General features: G+C 68.3%; 15 protein-coding genes. 13 read left to right on the forward strand and 2 right to left on the reverse strand.

The window, feature by feature from the left end; all coding sequences use genetic code 11:
- Positions 1 to 7 precede the first annotated feature (7 nt).
- Positions 8 to 1,498 (reverse strand): serine/threonine-protein kinase, encoded by a 1,491-nt coding sequence (locus AC5Y6X_RS09865; protein WP_499986199.1) that lies wholly within the window; start codon positions 1,496 to 1,498, stop codon positions 8 to 10.
- A gap of 111 nt (positions 1,499 to 1,609) precedes the next feature.
- Here AC5Y6X_RS09865 and AC5Y6X_RS09870 point away from each other — a divergent pair, with 111 nt between their 5' ends.
- Together AC5Y6X_RS09870 and AC5Y6X_RS09875 are read left to right on the forward strand one after the other, a co-directional pair.
- The gene (locus AC5Y6X_RS09870) at positions 1,610 to 2,026 is read left to right on the forward strand and encodes a hypothetical protein (RefSeq protein ID WP_499986201.1); all 417 of its coding nucleotides are present in this window, start codon (positions 1,610 to 1,612) and stop codon (positions 2,024 to 2,026) included.
- Between the two features lie 70 nt (positions 2,027 to 2,096).
- Positions 2,097 to 3,197 carry a calcium:cation antiporter gene (locus tag AC5Y6X_RS09875; protein WP_499986203.1) on the forward strand — a complete coding sequence of 367 codons (1,101 nt, stop codon included), beginning with the start codon at positions 2,097 to 2,099 and terminating at the stop codon, positions 3,195 to 3,197.
- A 26-nt stretch (positions 3,198 to 3,223) separates the two neighbouring features.
- On the opposite strand, the gene AC5Y6X_RS09880 is transcribed toward AC5Y6X_RS09875, so the two are convergent.
- On the reverse strand, positions 3,224 to 3,688 hold the full coding sequence (locus AC5Y6X_RS09880) for a peroxiredoxin (RefSeq protein ID WP_499986205.1): 465 nt from the start codon (positions 3,686 to 3,688) through the stop codon (positions 3,224 to 3,226).
- A 94-nt stretch (positions 3,689 to 3,782) separates the two neighbouring features.
- On the opposite strand from AC5Y6X_RS09880, the gene AC5Y6X_RS09885 reads away from it, so the two are divergent.
- The 11 genes from AC5Y6X_RS09885 (at position 3,783) to AC5Y6X_RS09935 (ending at position 15,674) form a co-directional block, all read left to right on the forward strand.
- Positions 3,783 to 5,333 carry an anthranilate synthase component I gene (locus AC5Y6X_RS09885; protein WP_499986206.1) on the forward strand — a complete coding sequence of 517 codons (1,551 nt, stop codon included), beginning with the start codon at positions 3,783 to 3,785 and terminating at the stop codon, positions 5,331 to 5,333.
- Complete coding sequence (locus AC5Y6X_RS09890) at positions 5,326 to 5,994, forward strand: TIGR02234 family membrane protein (protein WP_499986208.1); 669 nt, start codon at positions 5,326 to 5,328, stop codon at positions 5,992 to 5,994. Before AC5Y6X_RS09885 ends, AC5Y6X_RS09890 begins: the two co-directional genes overlap by 8 nt.
- A gap of 80 nt (positions 5,995 to 6,074) precedes the next feature.
- Positions 6,075 to 6,893 carry an indole-3-glycerol phosphate synthase TrpC gene (gene trpC, locus AC5Y6X_RS09895; RefSeq protein ID WP_499986209.1) on the forward strand — a complete coding sequence of 273 codons (819 nt, stop codon included), beginning with the start codon at positions 6,075 to 6,077 and terminating at the stop codon, positions 6,891 to 6,893.
- Between the two features lie 68 nt (positions 6,894 to 6,961).
- A complete protein-coding gene (trpB, locus tag AC5Y6X_RS09900; RefSeq protein WP_499986211.1) occupies positions 6,962 to 8,236 on the forward strand; it encodes a tryptophan synthase subunit beta in 1,275 nt (424 codons plus the stop codon).
- On the forward strand, positions 8,233 to 9,045 hold the full coding sequence (gene trpA, locus AC5Y6X_RS09905) for a tryptophan synthase subunit alpha (RefSeq protein ID WP_499986215.1): 813 nt from the start codon (positions 8,233 to 8,235) through the stop codon (positions 9,043 to 9,045). The genes trpB and trpA overlap by 4 nt, the downstream gene beginning before the upstream one ends.
- A complete protein-coding gene (locus tag AC5Y6X_RS09910; RefSeq protein ID WP_499986216.1) occupies positions 9,042 to 10,856 on the forward strand; it encodes a prolipoprotein diacylglyceryl transferase in 1,815 nt (604 codons plus the stop codon). The genes trpA and AC5Y6X_RS09910 overlap by 4 nt, the downstream gene beginning before the upstream one ends.
- 70 nt (positions 10,857 to 10,926) lie before the next feature.
- Positions 10,927 to 11,307 carry a TM2 domain-containing protein gene (locus AC5Y6X_RS09915; RefSeq protein WP_499986217.1) on the forward strand — a complete coding sequence of 127 codons (381 nt, stop codon included), beginning with the start codon at positions 10,927 to 10,929 and terminating at the stop codon, positions 11,305 to 11,307.
- Complete coding sequence (locus AC5Y6X_RS09920) at positions 11,297 to 11,734, forward strand: DUF2752 domain-containing protein (protein WP_499986218.1); 438 nt, start codon at positions 11,297 to 11,299, stop codon at positions 11,732 to 11,734. Before AC5Y6X_RS09915 ends, AC5Y6X_RS09920 begins: the two co-directional genes overlap by 11 nt.
- Before the next feature lie 47 nt (positions 11,735 to 11,781).
- Positions 11,782 to 13,200 carry a pyruvate kinase gene (gene pyk / locus AC5Y6X_RS09925; RefSeq protein WP_499986220.1) on the forward strand — a complete coding sequence of 473 codons (1,419 nt, stop codon included), beginning with the start codon at positions 11,782 to 11,784 and terminating at the stop codon, positions 13,198 to 13,200.
- Positions 13,201 to 13,235: 35 nt separating this feature from the next.
- Positions 13,236 to 14,111, forward strand: coding sequence for an acyl-CoA thioesterase II (locus tag AC5Y6X_RS09930; protein WP_499986221.1), 876 nt, complete (start codon positions 13,236 to 13,238; stop codon positions 14,109 to 14,111).
- A gap of 144 nt (positions 14,112 to 14,255) precedes the next feature.
- The gene (locus AC5Y6X_RS09935) at positions 14,256 to 15,674 is read left to right on the forward strand and encodes a bifunctional lysylphosphatidylglycerol flippase/synthetase MprF (protein ID WP_499986222.1); all 1,419 of its coding nucleotides are present in this window, start codon (positions 14,256 to 14,258) and stop codon (positions 15,672 to 15,674) included.
- The last annotated feature ends 104 nt before the right edge of the window (positions 15,675 to 15,778 follow it).

Raw genomic sequence — 15,778 nt, forward strand, 5'->3', positions numbered from 1 at the left:
CCGGGCGCTAGCTGGCTGCGATGTCCAATCCGTTGGCGGCGGCTATCGCCGCGCGGGCCCATTCGTGGCGGACGACGGCGGGGGAGATCCGGTCGCGGCGGATGATCTCGACGTCGATGGCCTTTCCGTTGGTCGCGGCGGCCGGCACCCGGAACGAGAAGGCGGTCTCGTCGGTGGCCACGGCGAGCATGGCGTCGGCGTCGGTGAAGTTGTTGGCGCGCATGGTGTCCTCGGCCCACCGGAACGGCTTGAGGCCGCCGAAATTCCTGACATAGACCACCCAGAGCCGGGTGCCCTGAGCGTTGTAGAGCTTGGTGAGCGCACGCTGCACGGCGTCGGACTCGAGGGGGCCGAGCACACCCGATTGGTCCGTGAGCTGGCTGGTCAGCTTGATCGCCGGCGTTGTGGGGGCAGCGGCGCCGCCGTCGCCCGGGGGCGCCGCGGAACGCGCCGCATGGCTGCCGGCCGGTTTTGCCGACTTGCCGCCGAGCAGGTGAACGCCCACCGCCGCCGCGACCGCGACCAGGGCGACAGCGACCAGCGCCGCGGCCCACGTGCCGAGCCGGCGGCCCCGCGCCTTCGCCGGTTGTGGTGCCGCGCCGCGGGGTGCCGCAGCGCGGGTCGTCGCGATCACGTCGGTCGGTGCGGCGACGGCCGTCGGCGGGCCGGCCAGCGCCGCCGCGAAGTCCGCGCACGTCGGGTACCGCTCGTCGGGTCGTTTGGCGAGCGCCTTGGCGAGGGCGCCGTCGAGCTCGGCCAATTCGGGTCGGCGCTCGCCGATGCGCGGCGGCGGCGCGGACAGATGCTGGGTGATGACCACCGCCGGGTTGGAATGCTGAAACGGGGCGGACCCGGTCAACAGGTTGAACGCGGTGCAGCCCAGCGCGTATTGGTCGGCCCGCCCGTCCAGGTTCAACCCCTGCAGTTGCTCGGGGGCGCAGTAGGCGGTGGTGCCCACCAGCATGTTCGTCGCGGTGAGGCCGCTGATCTCGCCGAGCTCGCGGGCGATGCCGAAATCGGCGAGCAGGATCCGTCTTCGGGCGGCCTCGGTCAGCAGGATGTTGGCGGGTTTGACGTCGCGGTGCAGCAGCCCGCGGGAATGCGCGTAGTCGAGCGCGTCGGCGACGGCCGAAACGATCTCGACGACTTGGGTTTTCGGCATTCCGGACGGATACTGGGCGCGCAGCAGCTCGGCGGCGTCGGTGCCCTCCACGTAGTCCATCGAGATCCACAGTCGCCCTTGATATTCGCCGCGGTCATGGATGCCGACGATGTGCTCGTGGTACAGGTTGGCGGCCAGGTCGGCCTCGCGGTTGAAGCGCTGGCGGAATTCGTCGTTCGCGGTCAGTTCGCGGGGCAGGATCTTGAGGGCGTCGCGGCGGGGCAGTCGCGGGTGCTGCGCCAGATACACCTGGCCCATGCCGCCGGTCCCCAGCCGGCGGACGATCGTGTACCCGGCGAAAACCTCGCCCTCTGCCAGGCCATCGCTTTGCGGCATGTGAGCATGCTACTGACGACGCCGCACCGGCAAGCCCGTAATCGTCGGTGGTTCGATGATTCGGCACCAATTTCCAATGCCGCCGAAGCCGCCCGTGCGCACGATGGGGACATGGACAACGCCAAACAAATGGACAACGTCAAACAAGCTGTGGCGGCCACCGGATTGCTCGCGGCGGCGGTGCGCGCCGAGGAATCCGAGCGCCACGACCGGCTTTTCACCCGCAACGATGGCCTGGCATCGCCGGGAGATGTGTTGCTGTACAACGTGATCGGCACGACGCTGTTGGAGGCGCCGTTCCTGCAGTCGACCCAACAATTCATGCGGGAATTGGGCGCGCCGTGGACGTTCGGCACCGACGCGCCGGCCGCCCTCGTCGAAGGCCGCGGCTGGACGGCCGTCGTCACCGACGTGGCCGAACCCGGCAGCAGGTGGAATCGGTGGGAGCACCCCGTCGTCCCGCTGGACGTGCCCGGCGTGCCGCGCGGCTATTTCGTGACGGCGACCAAAAGACGGCGAGCAAAATGACGGCGACCAAAATGTGAGGCCGGCCTGACCGACGGGCGCCCGCGCGCGTCATCGGTGAGAATGGCGGGCAATGCTGAAACGGGTGTCCTGGACCTACTGGAGCACGGTGGTGCCCGTCGTCGCCGTCGTCGTGCTGACGGCAACCTGGCACGAGGAGCTCGGGCCGATCCTGGTCGGGCTGCAGGCCGCGCTGTTGATCGGCGCCGTGCTGGCCGCGGTCCAGCACGCCGAGGTGGTCGCGGCCCGCGTCGGCGAACCGTTCGGGTCGCTGGTGCTGGCCGCCGCGGTGACGATCATCGAGGTGGCCATCATCGTCGAGCTGATGGCGTCCGGCGGCAACGAGGCGGCCACGCTGGCCCGGGACACGGCGTTCGCCGCGTTCATGATCACCACCAACGGGATCGCGGGGCTGTCGCTGTCGTGGGGTTCGCGGCGCTACGGCGTGACGCTGTTCAACGCCGAGGGCAGCGGGGCCGCGCTGGCCACGCTCACGACGTTGGCGACACTGAGCCTGGCGATGCCGGCGTTCACCATCAGCCACCCGGGCAAGGAGTTCTCGCCCGGCCAGCTCATCTTCGCGGCCGCCGCGTCGTTGCTGCTGTACCTGCTGTTCGTGTTCACCCAGACCGTCCGGCATCGCGACTTTTTCCTGCCGATCGCGCAGAAGGGCCAAAAGCGGCTGTTCGAGGACGAGAGCCACGCCGAACCGCCGAGCAACCGCGAGGCGCTGATCAGCCTCCTGCTGCTGCTGGTCGCCCTGGTGGCGGTGGTGGGCCTGGCCGAGCAGGAATCGCCCGCCGTGGAGCGGGTGGTGACTGCGGCCGGGTTCCCGCAGACCTTCGTCGGGGTGGTGATCGCGGCGCTGGTACTGCTGCCCGAGACGCTCGCGGCGGTGCGTGCGGCGCGGCGGGGCCGCATCCAGACCAGCCTGAACCTGGCCTACGGCTCGGCGATGGCCAGCATCGGGCTCACCATCCCGGCCATCGCGCTGGCCAGCGTCTGGCTGAAGGGGCCGCTGGTGCTCGGCCTCGCCCCGACCCAACTGGTGCTGCTCGCGCTGACCGTGGTGATCAGCATGCTGACGGTGGTGCCCGGGCGGGCCACCCGGCTGCAGGGCGAGGTGCACCTGGTGCTGCTCGCCGCCTACCTGTTTCTGGCCGTCATCCCGTAAAGACCAAGGGGCCCAAGCGATTTCGCTCAGGCCGACGATCGGGCCCGCAGCGTCCGCAGGGCCTTGTCGGCGTGAGTTTCCATGCTGAGTTCGCTGGAGATCACGTCGAGCACGGTGCGGTCGGTGTCGATGACGAAGGTCATGCGCTTGACCGGGATCAGCTTGCCCAGCAGGCCGCGCTTGACGCCGAACTGCCGGGCGACGGTGCCGTCGGTGTCCGACAGCAGCGGGTAGTCGAAGTTCTGCGTGTCGGCGAACTTGGCCTGCTTTTCCACGGGGTCGACGCTGATGCCGACCCGGTTCGCCCCGACCGCGGCGAATTCGGAGGCCAGGTCGCGGAAGTGGCAGGCCTCCTTGGTGCAGCCGGGCGTCATCGCCGCCGGATAAAAGAACAGGACCACGGGTCCGTCGGAGAGCAGGGCGCTGAGCTTACGTGGCGTTCCCGTCTGATCGGGAAGCTCGAAGTCCGCCACGGTGTCACCGGTTTTCATGCCGCGAGCGTAACGCCATTGCGAATTTCGGCGCAGAAAAGCGCAGCCACGTTACGCTCGCGAGCCGCCCCGCCCCATCTGCGAGGATGGTTCGGTGCACGCCCACCTCGCCGCCACCACCTCACGGGAGGAATTTCGCCAGCTCGCGGCCGAGCATCGGGTGGTTCCGGTGACCCGCAAGGTCCTGGCCGACGCCGAGACGCCGCTGTCGGCCTACCGCAAACTCGCCGCCGACCGTCCCGGCACGTTCCTGCTCGAGTCCGCCGAGACCGGGCGCTCCTGGTCGCGCTGGTCGTTCATCGGCGCGGGTTCGCCGTCGGCGCTGACCGTGCGCGACGGCGACGCGGTGTGGCTGGGTGCGGTGCCGCAGGACGCGCCCACCGGAGGCGACCCGCTGCACGCGCTTCGGGCCACCCTCGAGCTGCTGGCCACGGCGGCCCCCGACCAGATCAAGCCCGGGCTTCCGCCGCTGTCGGGCGGCATGGTCGGGTTCTTGGCCTATGACCTGGTGCGGCGCCTGGAGCGGCTGCCCGAGCTGGCCGTCGACGACCTTCAGCTGCCGGACATGCTGTTGCTGCTGGCCACCGACCTGGCGGCGGTCGACCACCACGAGGGCACCATCACGCTGATCGCCAACGCGGTGAACTGGAACGGCACCGACGAGCGCGTCGACGAGGCCTACGACGACGCGATCGCGCGGCTGGATGTGATGACCACGGCGCTGGGTCAGCCGCTGCCGTCGACGGTCGCCACCTTCAGCAGACCCGAGCCGCGGTATCGAGCCCAGCGCACCGTCGAGGAGTACAGCAAGATCGTGGAGTACCTCGTCGAGCAGATCGCGGCCGGCGAAGCGTTTCAGGTGGTGCCGTCCCAGCGCTTCGAGATGGACACCGACGTCGACCCGATCGACGTCTACCGCATTCTGCGGGTGACCAACCCCAGTCCCTACATGTACCTGATGCACGTGCCGAATAGCGCTGGGGCAACGGACTTTTCGATCGTCGGGTCCAGTCCCGAGGCGCTGGTCACCGTCACCGAGGGTCGGGCGAGGACGCATCCGATCGCCGGGACCCGGTGGCGTGGCCAGAACGAGGAAGAGGATCAGCTGCTGGAGAAGGAGCTGCTGGCCGACGACAAGGAACGCGCCGAGCACCTGATGCTGGTCGACCTCGGCCGCAACGACCTCGGCCGGGTGTGCACGCCGGGCACGGTTCGCGTCGAGGACTACAGCCACATCGAGCGCTACAGCCACGTCATGCACCTGGTGTCGACCGTGACCGGGATGCTGGGCGAGGGCCGCACCGCCCTGGACGCGGTGACGGCCTGCTTCCCGGCCGGCACGCTGTCGGGGGCCCCGAAGGTGCGGGCCATGGAGCTCATCGAAGAGGTGGAAAAGACGCGCCGCGGCCTCTACGGCGGCGTGGTCGGCTACCTCGACTTCGCCGGCAACGCCGACTTCGCGATCGCCATCCGCACCGCGCTGATGCGCGACGGAACCGCCTATGTGCAGGCCGGGGGCGGCGTCGTCGCCGACTCCAACGGTCCCTACGAGCACACCGAGGCGACCAACAAGGCGCGCGCGGTGCTCAACGCGATCGCCGCCGCCGAGACGCTGACCGCGCCGGACGTGGGCCGCGATGGCTGACCCAAGGCGCGCCCGGCTGACGGTCCGGGTGGCCCAGTCACTGCTGGTCATCGCGGCGGTGGCGCTGTGGGTGGCGTCGCGGCTGCCGTGGGTGGTGATCCGCTCGTTCGACGGGCTGGGGCCGCCCAGACAGGTGACCCTGACCGGCGCGTCGTGGTCGACGGCCCTGCTGCCCTTGGCGCTGCTCATGCTGGCTACCGCGGTCGCGGCGCTGGCGGTGCGGGGCTGGCCGCTGCGCGCGCTGGCGGGGCTGCTGGCCGCGGTGAGCCTGGCCGTCGGCTACCTCGGTGTGAGCCTGTGGGTGATTCCCGACGTCGCGGCGCGCGGAGCCGACCTGGCGCATGTCTCGCTGGTGTCGCTGGTGGGGAGCGAACGGCGCTACTGGGGGGCCGCAATCGCGGTGCTGGCCGCGGCCTGCACCCTGATCGCCGCCGTCTTGCTGATGCGCTCGGCGTCGATCTTGGGCTCGGGCCGGCCGGGCGCAACAAAATATGCCGCGCCGGCGACACGTCGTTCAAATGCGCTACGCGAAGCCGCCGACGGGGCGATGCTGGAGACGCCGGAGACGCCGGAGATGTCGGAGCGGATGATCTGGGACGCGCTCGACGAGGGACGCGACCCGACCGCTCGGCCCCGCGAGTCCGACACCGAGGGTCGGTGACGGACCGCAAGCCGACGGTCGCTACCCTTCATTGACGTCGTCGAAATCGGCTGGGGACCGTGGGAAGGGAAACAACAGGCATGAGTCCGGCAACCGTGCTTGACTCCATTCTCGAGGGAGTCCGGGCCGACGTTGCCGCGCGCGAAGCGCTTGTCAGCCTTTCCGAAATCAAAGCCGCCGCCGCGGCCGCGCCGCCACCGCTGGACGTGATGGCCGCCCTGCGCGAGCCCGGAATCGGCGTCATCGCCGAGGTCAAGCGGGCCAGCCCGTCGGCGGGTCAGCTAGCGGCCATTGCCGATCCGGCAAAACTGGCCCGCGCCTACGAGGACGGCGGCGCCCGGATCATCAGCGTGCTCACCGAGGAACGGTGTTTCAACGGCTCACTCGACGACCTCGACGCGGTGCGAGCCGCGGTTTCGATACCGATATTGCGCAAAGACTTTGTGGTGCAGCCATATCAGATCCATGAGGCGCGCGCGCACGGCGCCGACATGTTGTTGCTCATCGTCGCCGCGCTGGATCAGTCGGCGTTGGTGTCGATGCTCGACCGCACCGAATCATTGGGCATGACAGCGCTTGTCGAGGTGCACACCGAACAGGAAGCCGACCGGGCGCTGAAGGCTGGGGCCAACGTGATCGGTGTCAACGCGCGCGATCTCGCGACGCTGGAGGTGGACCGGGATTGCTTCGCGCGAATCGCTCCCGGGTTGCCCAGCAACGTGATCAGGATCGCCGAATCCGGTGTGCGCGGCACCGGAGATCTGTTGGCGTATGCCGGTGCGGGCGCCGACGCCGTGTTGGTGGGCGAGGGCCTGGTTAAGAGTGGCGACCCGCGCGCCGCGGTTGCCGACCTTGTCACCGCGGGCACCCATCCGTCCTGTCCGAAACCGGCTCGCTAGTCATCGATGACCGAAGAGCCCCGGAAACATTGAACCCAAATGAGCCGCCCGCGCGTTGAGCCTTGGTGATGGTAGAGCTATCCCGCCCGGACCTTCCGCTTCCGAGTGCGGCCATCGCAGAACCCACCCGGCACGACCCAGACCAGGGTGGTCATTTCGGCGGCCCCCGTGGCTACGGCGGCCGTTATGTGGCCGAGGCGCTGATGGCGGTGATCGAAGAGGTCACCGCCGCCTACGAAAAGGAGCGCGTCAACCCGGATTTCCTGGACACCCTGGACAGCCTGCTGGCGAACTATGCGGGACGACCGTCGCCGCTGTACGAGGCGACCCGCCTGGGTGAGCACGCCGGCTCGGCGCGGATTTTCCTGAAGCGAGAAGACCTGAACCACACCGGTTCTCACAAGATCAACAACGTGCTCGGTCAGGCCCTGCTGGCCAAGAGGATGGGCAAGACCCGGGTGATCGCGGAGACGGGCGCCGGTCAACACGGGGTGGCCACGGCCACCGCGTGCGCGTTGCTCGGCCTGCAGTGCGTGATCTACATGGGCGCCGTCGACACCGAGCGCCAGGCCCTCAACGTGGCGCGGATGCGGCTGCTGGGCGCCGAGGTGGTGTCGGTCGAGACCGGTTCGCAGACGCTCAAGGACGCGATCAACGAGGCGTTCCGGGACTGGGTCACCAACGCCGAGAGCACCTACTACTGCTTCGGAACCGCGGCCGGTCCGCACCCGTTTCCCACCATGGTTCGCGATTTTCAGCGGATCATCGGCCTCGAGACGCGCGCGCAGATTCAGTCGCAGGCGGGTCGGTTGCCCGACGCGGTCGTGGCCTGCGTGGGCGGGGGATCCAACGCCATCGGGATCTTCCACGCGTTTCTCGACGATCCCGGCGTACGCCTGATCGGATACGAGGCGGCAGGCGACGGTGTCGAGACCGGCAGGCACGCAGCGACATTCACCGGAGGCTCACCGGGCGCGTTCCAGGGATCGTTTTCCTACCTGCTGCAGGACGAGGACGGCCAGACCATCGAATCCCATTCGATCTCAGCGGGTCTGGACTACCCGGGGGTGGGTCCCGAACACGCGTGGCTGAGGGAGACCGGACGCGCCGAGTACCAGCCCATCACCGACTCCGAGGCGATGGAGGCGTTCGGCCTGCTGTGCCGCGCGGAGGGCATCATCCCGGCCATCGAATCCGCGCACGCGGTCGCCGGTGCGCTCAAGCTCGGCGTCGAGCTGGGGGCCGGCGCCATCATCGTGGTGAACTTGTCGGGGCGCGGCGACAAGGACGTCGAGACCGCCGCAAAGTGGTTCGGGCTGTTGGGCGACGTGGGCACGAAATGACGGTGGAGCAAAGCGAAGCGAGCAGGCTGGGACCGCTGTTCGAGGCCTGCCGCGGCGACAACCGGGCGGCGCTGATCGGATATCTGCCCACCGGTTATCCGGACGTGCCGACTTCCGTGGACGCGATGACCGCGCTGGTCGAATCCGGTTGCGACCTCATCGAAGTGGGGGTGCCATATTCGGATCCCGGGATGGACGGTCCGACCATCGCCAGGGCCACCGAGGCCGCGCTGCGCGGGGGCGTGCGGGTCCGCGACACGCTGGCCGCGGTCGAGGCGATCAGCTCGGCCGGCGGGCGCGCGGTGGTGATGACCTACTGGAATCCGGTGCTGCGCTACGGGGTTGACGCGTTCGCCCGGGACCTGGCGTCGGCCGGCGGGCACGGCCTGATCACCCCCGACCTGATACCCGAGGAAGCCCGGGAGTGGATCGCGGCGTCCGAGGAGCACCGCCTCGATCGCATATTCCTCGTGGCACCGTCGTCGACGCCGCAGCGGTTGGTGAGCACGGTCGAGGCATCGCGCGGATTCGTCTACGCGGCATCGACGATGGGCGTGACCGGGGCGCGCGACGCGGTGTCGCAGGCCGCACCCGAATTGGTGAGCAGGGTCAGGGCGGTGTCCGACATACCCGTCGGCGTCGGCCTGGGGGTGCGATCGGGAGAGCAGGCCGCGCAGATCGGAAGTTATGCCGATGGTGTGATCGTCGGTTCGGCGTTGGTGTCGGCGCTGGGCGACGGTTTGCCGCGGCTGCGCGCCCTGACAGAGGAACTGGCCGCCGGTGTGCGACAGGGGGTTTCCGCGCCATGACGATGTTGCCCACGTATTTCCCCAGCCCGCCGCGGGGCGTCTGGTACCTGGGGCCGGTGCCCATTCGCGCCTACGCGCTGTTCATCATCGCCGGCATCGTGGTCGGCCTGGTGATCGGCGACCGGCGCTGGGAGGCGCGCGGCGGCGAGCGCGGGGTGATCTATGACATCGCGCTGTGGGCGGTGCCTTTCGGTTTGATTGGTGGCAGGCTCTATCACCTCGCCACCGATTGGCGAACCTACTTCGGCCCCAGCGGTGCGGGACTCGCTGCGGCGCTGCGCATCTGGGACGGCGGCCTGGGCATCTGGGGTGCGGTGGCTCTCGGTGGAGTCGGGGCGTGGATCGCGTGCCGGCGTCGCGGGATTCCGCTGCCGGCCTTCGGAGACGCGATCGCTCCCGGAATCATTTTGGCGCAGGCCATCGGTCGGCTCGGGAATTACTTCAATCAGGAGCTCTACGGCCGGGAAACGACGCTGCCGTGGGGCCTGGAGATCTTCTACCGGCGAGATCCGGCGGGCTACATCGATCCGCACTCGCTCGACGGCGTGTCGACCGGGCAGCTGGCGCTGGTCGTGCAGCCGACGTTTCTGTACGAGTTGATTTGGAATGTCCTGGTTTTCGTCGCGCTGATCTATCTCGACCGGCGCTTCACGCTGGGCCACGGGCGGTTGTTCGCGATTTACGTGGCGGGCTACTGCATCGGACGCTTCGGCGTCGAGTTGCTGCGTGACGACACGGCCACGCACATCGCGGGGATCCGGATCAATTCGTTCACATCGACGTTCGTGTTCATCGGGGCCGTGGTTTACCTCGTTCTGGCGCCGAAGGGCCGAGAGGATCCCGCCAGCCTGCGCGGCACCGCGGATGTTGTTGGCGAGCCATTGCCGGAAGGTGAGCCAGAGCGAAAGCCGGAACCCGAGCCGGTAACCGGCGTTTCGGTTGTGGGGGCGGCCGCGGTGGCTGGGGTTATGGCGGCGGGTAAGACGGCGAAGAGGCTGATTCCGCGTAGACGGTCGAAACCGGCGGAGGTCGCGGAGCCGGAGGTCGTGGAGACCGCGGCCGAAGAGCCTGAAACCGTTGTCGCCGCGGAGCCTGAAAGGGCCGAGGCAGAAGTCGCGCAGGCGGAGGCCGTTGAGCCTGAGGCAGAAGAGGCTGAGGCTGCGGAGCCCGAGGCGGCAGAAGTAGAAGCCGTCTTGGCCGAAGGTGAAGAACCTGAACCCGCGGAGCCCGAAGCGGAAGAGGCTGAGGCTGAAGCCGAAGAGGCCAAAGGTGAAGAGGCGGAGCCTGAAGAGCCCGAAGCCGAAGTAGGTGAAGCCGCGAAAGAGGCTGGCGCCGAAGAAGAGGCTGAAGCCGAAGGACGTGAGGCTGAGGTTGCCGAGGTCGAAGCTGAAGAGGCTGAAACCGAAGAGGCTGAAGTTGAAGAGCCAGAGGCCGAAGAAGTCGAAGAGCCGGAGGCCGAAGAGCCCGAGGCGCAGGAGGTTTTAGCCGCCGAGTCCGAGACCGCTGAACCTGAAGTCGCGCAGGCGGAGGAGGCTGTCGCGGAGGTCGTAGAGGCTGAACCTTCGGGGCCCGAGGCCGCGGAGGCAGAAGCCGTCGTGACTCAAGCCGAAGAGCTTGAACCCGAGTCCGAAGCCGCCGAGCCGAAAGTTGAAGAGCCGCAAGCCGAGTCGTCTGCGGAGTCGGACATCGCGGAAGAGGCGGCACAACCCAAGGCCGCCGAGGAAACTCCTGACGACACGACGACGCCCGCCATCGGCGGCGCAATAAGGCGCCGCTTGAGCTTCCGGTTGAGGGGCCGACGGGGCCGATAGCCGTCGGGTAACTCAAAATCCATCGCTCGCGGCCGGGGCGGAAACGCCATCGGTCTGGCATGCTGAAAACGTGACAGACCCGTCGTCGCACGACGCTGCAGGCCATCAGCCGCCTCAGCAGCCGCCCCCGCCCGGCCCTCCACCGCCGTATCCGCAATATCCCGCGCCCTACTACGACCCGGCCGCTCCGTTCGGCCGCCATCCGGTGACCGGGCAACCGCTCTCGGACAAGTCGAAGACCATCGCGGGTCTCCTGCAGCTGCTCAGTCTGGTCGGCATCGGCGGGATCGGGCGCTTCTACATCGGCGACATCGGCGTGGGCGTCGCGCAGCTGCTGGTGGGCTGGTTCACCTGCGGGATCGGGCTGATTTGGAGCATCGTCGACGCGATCTTGATACTGACCGACAAGGTCCCCGACCCGCAGGGCCGCCCGCTGCGCGATGGCACCTGATCCGTCAAACCTTGCGTCGGGGCAGTGCCATGAGCACCGCCGTCGTCGCCTCTACGTTTCGGGCGGGACCGGTGTGCTGCTGGCCGGCGCGCTGGGCTACGTGGGTTTCGTCGACCCGCACCACGCGCATTCGCCATATCCCCTGTGCCCGTTCAAGTGGCTGACCGGCTGGAATTGCCCGTTCTGCGGTGGGCTGCGGATGACACACGACCTGCTGCACGGCGATCTGGTGGCCGCCATCAACGACAACCTCTTCCTGCTGGTCGGCATCCCGGTGCTGGCCGGATTGATGGTGCTGCGGCGGCGCCACGGCCGGCCGTGGCTGTCGCTGCCGGCGGTGGTGACGTTCACAGTCGCCGCGGCGGCGTGGACGGTGACGCGTAACGTGCCCGGATTTCCGCTGGTCCCGACGCTTCTCAGCGGGTGAGCGCCGAGTCATCCGGATGACGAAGAGCACGACTATGCTGGGTCGCCGTGAGTAGACGCGGGAAGATCGTCTGCACCCTTGGCCCCGCCACCGACTCGGACGAGATGATCCTGGCGCTCGTCGAGGCCGGAATGGACGTCGCCCGAATGAACTTCAGCCACGGCGACTACGCCGATCACAAAGCCGCCTACGACCGGGTGCGCAACGCCTCGGACGCCACCGGCCGCGCCGTCGGCCTGCTGGCCGACCTGCAGGGCCCCAAGATCCGCCTCGGGCGCTTCGCCACCGGGCCCACCTACTGGGCCGACGGCGAAACGGTCCGGATCACCGTCGCCGACTGCGAGGGCAGCCACGACCGGGTGTCGACCGCGTACAAGAAATTGGCCCAGGACGCCGTCGTCGGTGACCGGATTCTGATCGACGACGGCAAGGTCGGCCTCGTGGTCGACGACATCGACGGCGACGACGTGGTCTGCACCGTCGTCGAGGGCGGCCCGGTGAGCAACAACAAGGGCATGTCGCTGCCCGGCATGAACGTGTCCGCGCCCGCGTTGTCGGACAAGGACGTCGAGGATCTCACCTTCGCGCTGAACCTCGGCGTCGACCTCGTCGCGCTGTCCTTCGTGCGCTCGCCGTCCGACGTCGAGCTCGTGCACGAGGTGATGGACCGGATCGGCCGCCGGGTACCGGTGATCGCCAAGCTCGAAAAGCCGGAGGCCGTCGACAATCTCGAAGCCATCGTGCTGGCGTTCGACGCCATCATGGTGGCCCGCGGCGACCTGGGTGTCGAGCTGCCGTTGGAAGAGGTGCCGCTGGTGCAGAAGCGGGCCATCCAGATCGCCAGGGAGAACGCGAAACCCGTCATCGTGGCGACCCAGATGCTCGACTCGATGATCGAGAACTCGCGGCCGACGCGGGCCGAGGCCTCCGACGTCGCCAACGCGGTGCTCGACGGCGCCGACGCGCTGATGCTGTCCGGCGAGACCGCGGTGGGGAAGTACCCGCTGGCGGCCGTGCGGACGATGTCGCGGATCGTGTGCGCGGTCGAGGAGAATTCCACCGCCGCCCCGCCGTTGACGCACGTGCCGCGCACCAAGCGCGGGGTGATCTCCTACGCCGCCCGCGACATCGGCGAGCGGCTCGACGCCAAGGCCCTGGTCGCCTTCACCCAATCGGGCGACACCGTCAAGCGACTCGCGCGCCTGCACACCCCGCTGCCGTTGCTCGCGTTCACCGCGTGGCCCGAGGTGCGCAGCCAGCTTGCCATGACCTGGGGCACGGAAACGTTCATCGTCCCGATGATGACCTCCACCGACGGCATGATCCGCCAGGTCGACAAGTCGCTGCTCGAGCTGGGCCGCTACAAGCGCGGCGACCTGGTGGTCATCGTCGCGGGCGCGCCGCCGGGCACAGTAGGCTCGACCAACCTGATCCATGTGCACCGGATCGGCGAGGACGACGTCTGATCGGCGACGCCCAATCGACAGGGGAGAGCAGGCCTGTGCCGGCTGGCAACGACTTCGAGGAACTGCTGTCGATACTGGACCTCAACCGCATCTCCGATGAACTGTTCATCGGATCGCACCCCAGCAAGAACCCGATGCGCACATTCGGCGGCCAGCTCATGGCGCAGTCGTTCGTCGCGAGCAGCCGCACGCTGATCCGCGAGGACCTACCCCCCAGCGCGCTTTCGGTGCACTTCATCAACGGTGGCGACACCGCCAAGGACATCGAATTCCACGTCGTCGCGCTGCGCGACGAGCGGCGCTTCGCCAACCGGCGCGTCGACGCGGTGCAGGACGGCACGCTGCTGTCCTCGGCGATGATTTCGTACATGTCCGGTGGTCGCGGCCTCGAGCACGCCGTCGAACCGCCGCCGGTGGCGGAGCCGCACACCCAGCCGACGATCGGCGAGCTGCTGCGCGGCTACGAGGAGACCGTCCCGCACTTCGTCAACGCCCTGCAGCCGATCGAATGGCGCTACACCAACGACCCGGCCTGGGTGATGCGGGACAAGGGCGACCGGCTCTCCTACAACCGGGTGTGGGTCAAGGCCCTCGGTGTGGTGCCCGACGACCCGGTGTTGCACACCGCGACGATGGTGTACTCCTCGGACACCACCGTGCTGGACTCGGTCATCACCACCCACGGGCTGTCGTGGGGTTTTGACCGAATCTTTGCGGCGTCCGCCAACCACTCGGTGTGGTTTCATCGGCAGGTCAACGTCAACGACTGGCTGCTGTATTCGACGTCTTCGCCGGTGGCCGCGGATTCGCGCGGGCTGGGCACCGGCCATTTCTTCGATCGCTCCGGCCAAGTCGTCGCGACGGTGGTCCAGGAAGGCGTGCTGAAATACTTTGCGCCCCGGCGCCGATAGACACCACAGGATACAGGCGAACATGCGTCCGATTTGGCCTCTGAACGGCCGTGATCAGGCGTAAGTTCGTAGCAGCCGGGTATTCGATGGGAGCAGCGGCAAACCAGCCGCCCAGCTGAAAGTCAGCGCATCGGGAGGTGAGATGTGAACGGCCCGCCGGTGGACGTCGCCCCAAGACTGCGCGCCCGCGAACGTGTTGTCGTTCACGTCGATTCGCTCGTGGCCCGCTGCGTCGGCGCCTTGGCGTTGCTGTGCGCCACGTGCTGGCTGATCGCGGTGCTCGCCCGCCACCACCAGAACCCCGAGTGGCACTACGCCGGTCGGCTGGGCTGGTCGCTCACCGTGCTGGCGGCTGTGACATTGATCGCACGCGGCATCTTCCTGGGCCGCCCCGTCACGGCCACGCACGCGGCTGCCGCCGCTTTTTTCGTGCTGGCGGGCCTGGGCTCGCACGTGTTGTCCTTCGACCTGCTCGGTGACGTGCTGATCGCCGGCTCGGGTCTGGTGCTGATGTGGCCGATGTCGTCGCATCCGCGGCCCGAGGACCTGCCCCGGGCGTGGGCGCTGATCGACGCCACCAGCGATGACCCGTTGGCGCCGTTCGCCATGCAGACGGGCAGGTGCTACCACTTCACCGCGGACGGCACCGCGGCGCTGGCGTACCGGACCCGGCTGGGGTTCGCGGCCGTCGGCGGGGACCCGATCGGCGACGAGGCGCGATTCCCCGAACTGGTAGCGGACTTCGCCGCGATGTGTCGCGCCCACGGCTGGCGGATCGCAGTGGTGGGTTGCAGCGAACGGCGCCTCGAATTGTGGACCGACCGCACGGTCATCGGACAATCGCTGCGAGCGGTGCCGATCGGCCGCGATGTCGTCGTCGACGTGTCCAACTTCGAGATGGTCGGGCGCAAGTTCCGCAACCTGCGTCAGGCCGTGCAGCGGACGCACAACTTCGGCATCACCACCGAGATCGTGGACGAGCAGGCACTGGACGACAAGCTGCTGGAAGAACTTTGCGACGTGGTGCGCGCATCGCCCAGCGGCGCGCATACCGATCGCGGCTTCTACATGAACCTGGACGGGGTGCTGGAGGGCCGGTTCCCCGGAATCCGGCTGATCATCGCCAGGGACGCCGCCGGGAAAGTTCAGGGCTTCCACCGGTATGCGACGGCCGGCGGCGGCCGCGACATCAGCCTCGACGTGCCGTGGCGTCGCCGCGGCGCCCCCAACGGGATCGACGAACGGCTCAGCGTCGACATGATCATGGCCGGCAAAGAGGCTGGCGCGCAACGGGTATCGCTGTCGTTCGCGGCCTTCCCGGAGATCTTCGAGGACAAGAATCGCGGTTGGCCCAAGCGCATCTTCTACCGGCTGATCCATGTGCTGGACCCGTTGATTGCGCTCGAGTCGTTGTACCGGTACGTGCGCAAGTTCCACGCGATGGACGCCCGGCGCTACGCGCTGGTATCGATGACGCAGTTGGTTCCGCTGGTGTTCGTGTTGCTCACGCTGGAGTTCATGCCGCGGCGGCGGCACTCCGAGCGGTTGGCGCATCACGCCTGATTCCGCGTATTGGTTTTCGGGCTTTCAATGTGAGCCCACGGCTTTGAGTGTGAGCTGACGGCTTTGAGTGTGAACCTACGGCGGGATTTCGGCGATTTTCCCGC

It is taken from the genome of Mycobacterium sp. NGS26 (assembly GCF_059813025.1).